3 protein-coding genes are annotated in these 5144 nt (G+C 49.3%); 1 reads left to right on the forward strand and 2 read right to left on the reverse strand.

The features are described from left to right. Positions 1–64 precede the first annotated feature (64 nt). Both ACR0P9_RS07370 and ACR0P9_RS07375 read right to left on the reverse strand, forming a co-directional pair. Positions 65–3625 (reverse strand): S-layer homology domain-containing protein, encoded by a 3561-nt coding sequence (locus ACR0P9_RS07370; RefSeq protein ID WP_432618782.1) that lies wholly within the window; start codon positions 3623–3625, stop codon positions 65–67. 310 nt (positions 3626–3935) lie between these two features. Next, positions 3936–4226, reverse strand: a complete 291-nt coding sequence (locus tag ACR0P9_RS07375) for a putative quinol monooxygenase (protein ID WP_432618784.1) — start codon at positions 4224–4226, stop codon at positions 3936–3938. Between the two features lie 151 nt (positions 4227–4377). On the opposite strand from ACR0P9_RS07375, the gene fliB reads away from it, so the two are divergent. After that, positions 4378–5144: flagellin lysine-N-methylase (gene fliB, locus ACR0P9_RS07380; RefSeq protein ID WP_432618786.1), on the forward strand; the 767-nt coding region annotated here is incomplete at its 3' end.

Here is a 5144-nt window from a genome sequence, read left to right on the forward strand (position 1 = left end):
CGCAAAAACAGGCACCCTCCCAATCGGAAAGGTGCCTGCATAATAGCGGGGATTTGCTGTTTTTTTAACCGATCTTGTCACAGAACTTGACGAGGATGGTTGCCATCTCGGCTCTTGTGGATTGTCCCTTCGGAACAAACAAATTATCGCCTCTGCCCAGCATCAGGCCGGTAGCGTGCATCTTCTGCACTGCTTCGACTGCATAAGCGGAAACCTGATTGCTGTCTGCAAAAGCAGGAACTTCGGTCTCCGGCAGAGTAATCTTTGCGTAATCCATGTAATGAGCCATCATAACGGCGGTCTGCTCTCTCGTAATGTTGTCATTCGGAGAGAAGGTGGTTGGGGATGTACCGCCTACGATGCCGTTCTTCTGTGCCCAGTTGACCGATGCACAGAAGTAGTCGTCTTCCTTGACGTCTGTAAACTTGCTCTTGCCTGCATATTCTGCGGCGTCAATCTTTGCCAGATTGCTCAGTACCTGAACGAACATGCCGCGAGTCATCGCAAGATCCGGAGAGAACGTCGTCGGGGATGTGCCGCCGAACAGCTCCAGCTTTTCTGCGCGCTTGATGTACTCTTCTGCCCAATGATTCTCAATGTCTGTAAACTTGGTCTCGTCTTCCTGACCTTCGCCTACGGTACCGTAATCATCGTAATCCTTTGCGTAGTTCTTGTAAACCGTGCTGTCCTGATGGCCTGCTGCACCTTCAAAGGTACCCTTCTGCCAATCAACCAGCGTATCCCAAGTCTTGGTCTCGCCTGCGGTCAGTGCATACGTGTTGAGAACCGGTACGCTGGATTCTGTTGCGTTCAGATCGGATACAAAGTCGGTGATGATGCGGGCATATTTTGCCTTTGCCATGCCGGTCAGATCTGCGGAATTGCTGCCATTTGCCAGTTCAATCTTCTTTTCGTCCTTGATGGTCTTGCCATCATCGGAAGTCTGTACGGTTGCGGTAATGGAAGCCTTGCCTGCAAATGCTGTGTCATATGCCAGCTTGGTCGGAGCATCGGTAATTTCTACCCATTCTGTCGTGTGCTTGCCGACCGTGTCAATGTTGGTGCTCTCGAAATCCAGCCAGATCTTCATGTTATCTGCGGATGCGCCGCCTTCTGTCGGGTCATTGCGCACAGCGGTAACTTCTTCTTCTGACAGCTTGGAGGTATAGAATCGTACCTGAGAGACAGCACCCGGAAGCATGGTGTGATACATGCCGCGGTTGCGCTTGGTCTGCAAGGTGTTCTTGAAGCCCAGACCGATGTACATCGGCTCGCCGTCCCAAGTCTTAATCGGTGCAGTAAATGCCGGCTTGTCTACGTGAGCAGAATGAATGTCATTCTCGTAGGAATCGCCGCCGGTCTCGAAATCAAATGCACTGGTGTACTGTACCCATGTGTCCTTCTTGATGCCAAAGTTGTCATCGCTGCCGTCATTCCAGCTGAACTCACCGTTGTCGTCCTGCAAGCATACGCCATACGTTACCTTGCCGGTCTCACGAACTGCCATGCGGAACATGTACGGTGTGCCCCAGCCAAGGCCAATGCCCTTGACCATCAGCGGGTTGTGATCCGGAATCGCGCCCTTGCCGTCCAAATCAACATACTGCTCGGTCAGCTCAGAAACGCCGCCCTTGGTGGTGCCTGCACTCGGCAGGTTTGCCCATACCATGCCGGTCATGGAATCCTTCGGGGTGTAGCCGCCGTTGTCCGGAATTTCCAGATAATCGCGCTTGCCGTCCAGAACCAGCGTCTGCTTGCCATTGTCATCTGTGCCGTACTCCGGCTGACCATGGATGTACGCATCATTGCCGTTGCCGGACTTGTCCTTGACAATCGGCATACCCTGAATGGAGCCTTCTACCGTGATGGTCTGCGGCTTTGCATTGCCGATGGTTACTTCATAATCGCCAGCCTTGTCAAAGGTGTACGAGAACTCTGCTACCTTGGATTCGCCGGACTTCAACGAATACTTCTTGCTGTCCTTGGTCTCGCCATTTACCTTGAACTCTGCAACAAAGGTACCTGCATCATTGCCGATGTTGTTGACGTCTGCCTTAATGTGCAGAACATTGCTGGTCGGATCGCTGTTCTCCTTATCGCCCTGCTTGATGCGAACATTGGCATAATCCGCAGTCGGCTCACGATAGGTAACATTCACGTCAACCGTCTTGTCTGCCAGCTTCAAGGTGTGTTTGCCCAAAGATGTCATGCGAAGCGTGCCGCTCAGTGTTGCCGATTCGCCCGGATCCAGTGTTACAATGCCGTCTTCAAACTCATACAGATACCGGGTTTCGCCGTTGTCGTCTACCGGAATCACTGCTGCTGCCAGACCCTTGCCTACGTTGGTCACGGTTGCCTTGACCGTCACTTCGCCGTTGTACAGAACATCAGTCGGTTCAATCGAAATATCCGACCACTTGAGCTGCTGCTTTTCCTTTGCAACCAGTGTGGTGTTTGCGAGCTTGCTCTCTGCGCCTTCGCCTGTTGCGCCGTAGTTTTCTACTCTCAGAACATCGGAATCCTTATCGCGGGTGATATAGAAGAAATCGCCTTTCTTGTTATAGGTTCTTGCGTCCTGATGGGTCAGATAAATGGTACCTGCACCAACTTCCGGATTGGAAGATACCGCACGTGCATAACTGTGGGTATGACCGGAAATCATCAGGTCAACCTTGCCCGGCTCGATAACGTCCGGAATATACCGCTTGGTGTATGCATCGGATACCGGATGGTGCATCATAATCATGCGGAAGTCAGCCTTAGTTGCTGCGTCGGTCTTCAGATCTGCCTTCAGCCAATTCATGGCATTCTCAATGGTCTTGAGAGTAGCTTCATCTGCCTGCGCGCCGGTTGCTTCCGAATTCATCTGGAACAGACCCCACGGGTTACTGTTCATCGTGATGATGTGAATACCGCCGTAGTTAAAGGAGCTGTCGCCCTCTACGGTTCCGCCGTATTCCTTGTCCTGAATCGAGTATACATACGTGTTAAAGTATACGCCGCCCTGGTCGTGGTTGCCACTGGAATACACGATAGGATAGCTGTGGATAAAGTCGTTATCCGCCTTGCCCTGGAACCAGAAGCTAAACTGCTCTGCCTGTGCACCTGTGCCCTCTACCAAGTCGCCGCAGTGCAGCATGACATCTGGGTCAAATTCCTTCACTGCCGCATCCAGCTCATTTCTGGTTGCAAAAATATGCGAATCAGACAGGGTAATCATGCGAATCTGACTCGGATCGCTGCTCAGTGTCCGGAAACTTGCGGAACAGGTTTCACCATTTTCCAGCTTTACTTCGTAGTAATACCGGGTGCCTGCCTCCAGATTATCCAGCTTGTAGTGGAACAAATTCATCTTTGTTCCCTGAAAATCCGGTGCATCCTCATTGACTTCTACTGAAATAGGATCGCACAACGCATCCTTGTCCTTGCCATATGCGATGGTTGACGGCACGTTTTCCGTGCTTTCCCATACGACGACCATGCTGTTTTCTTTTGGAGCAAGCAGATACGGGCCATTCTTGAACTTGGCGCCGACATCGTCTGCCTGAGAAACCGTCGGAAGAACGCCTACGATCATAATGACCGCTAGGAACATCGCTTGCATCCGTTTGAATACCTTACTCATGTTCGTTTTCTCTCCTCTCTAAAAAATCCTCTCTCTACGGAGCGTGCAAAATCCTCCTTTCCGCTGCACGGCTGATTTTTCTGCCACAGATTCTCTCTCTTTGTGAACATTCTGTGATAGATTTGTTAAAACATCTTAACATTATACGAAATAAAATTCAACATTTTTTCCCAAATTAAAAATAAAACTCCGTTTGTTACAATTTTTTACGGAATATTTTGTGCAAAATGTCAATCAATTCTGAAATTTATTTCCAAAAAAGGCACCGTCTCCTGAGAAACGATGCCTTATGCTATGTTGTTCTACCAGCTTAGAATTCTACTTCCTGATACAGATCGACAATCTCCGGCTCATCGAACAGCTCGCCCAACTGCGGAATAATGCGGCAAAAATGCTCCGTCGCATTGTGTGCGTCAATCGCTGCCTGATCCTTCCAGTACTCAATGAAGCAATGGACGCGCTCGTCCTTCATGCTCTGGTTCGAGGTGTACGAAATGTTGCCTTCCTCTGCCTGAGATTTCTCAACCAGCTCACGAGTCAGCTCGCGATATTTTGCGATGCATTCCTTCTTAATCACCTGTCTTGCTGTGATCTTAATCATGGTTATATCCTCCTTGTTGTGTGATAGGAGTTTCTTCTCCCTCTCGCATTATACCGAAAATTGTGCAAAAAGAAAAGTGTTCTGAAAAAATTTTCTTCTTTCTCCCGTTTCTGTTATAATAAACTCATGCTACGATTACGAGGTGATGAAAATGGGCTATATTCGCCGCCCTTTATATTATAAAGAGTTTCACTGTATTGGCTCTGACTGCACAGAGAACTGCTGTATCGGCTGGGAAATTGATGTCGATGCCGATTCACTCGCCTATTATCAAACGATTCCCGGTGCTTTTGGCGAAAAACTCCGCGCGAGCATTTCTCGCCCTGACCCAGAAACAGGTACTGCACATTTTTTGCTTGATACACAAGAGCGCTGTCCCTTATTAAATTCCTGCAATCTATGTGAAGTCTATCAGAATCTAGGCGAACCGCACATGGCACAAATCTGTACCGATCATCCGCGCTATTTTGAATGGTTTTCCGGCGGGCGCGAGGACGGTCTTGGCTTGTGCTGTGAAGCCGCAGCGCGGCTCATTCTACAGAAGACCGACTATCCTCAGTGGGATACGATACAAGAATCCGATGTATCTGACCAAGGCACCGATACCGAAGACGCACTAGAGCAAGTGCTGTTTTCGATGCGAGAAAAATTATTTCATCTCATCAAGCCGGAAACAACTTGTTCCTTTGACGAAAAAACCGATGTTTTATATCGCACTGCCCGCGCCATACAAGATGAATATGATGCTATCTTATTTCCATTTCCTGAAGAAGACACGGAAGAGGATACCTTTTGCTGGTCTCAGGCATTTTGGAATGAAGCCTGTCTGACGCAGATCTTTAACCAATTGCTGCAATTGGAAATCAACAAGCCGGATTGGCGCGACATGCTGCTTGCCGCACAAGTCCATATTCCAGA

This window comes from Butyricicoccus sp., from assembly GCF_050872565.1.
Taxonomy (GTDB): Bacteria; Bacillota; Clostridia; order Oscillospirales; family Butyricicoccaceae; genus Butyricicoccus_A.

What these genes read in the sequence shown, in the direction of transcription:
- ACR0P9_RS07375 (WP_432618784.1), bottom strand. Translation starts at nt 4,226, where the DNA reads ATGATTAAGATCACAGCAAGACAGGTGATTAAGAAGGAATGCATCGCA.
- ACR0P9_RS07370 (WP_432618782.1), bottom strand. Translation starts at nt 3,625, where the DNA reads ATGAGTAAGGTATTCAAACGGATGCAAGCGATGTTCCTAGCGGTCATT.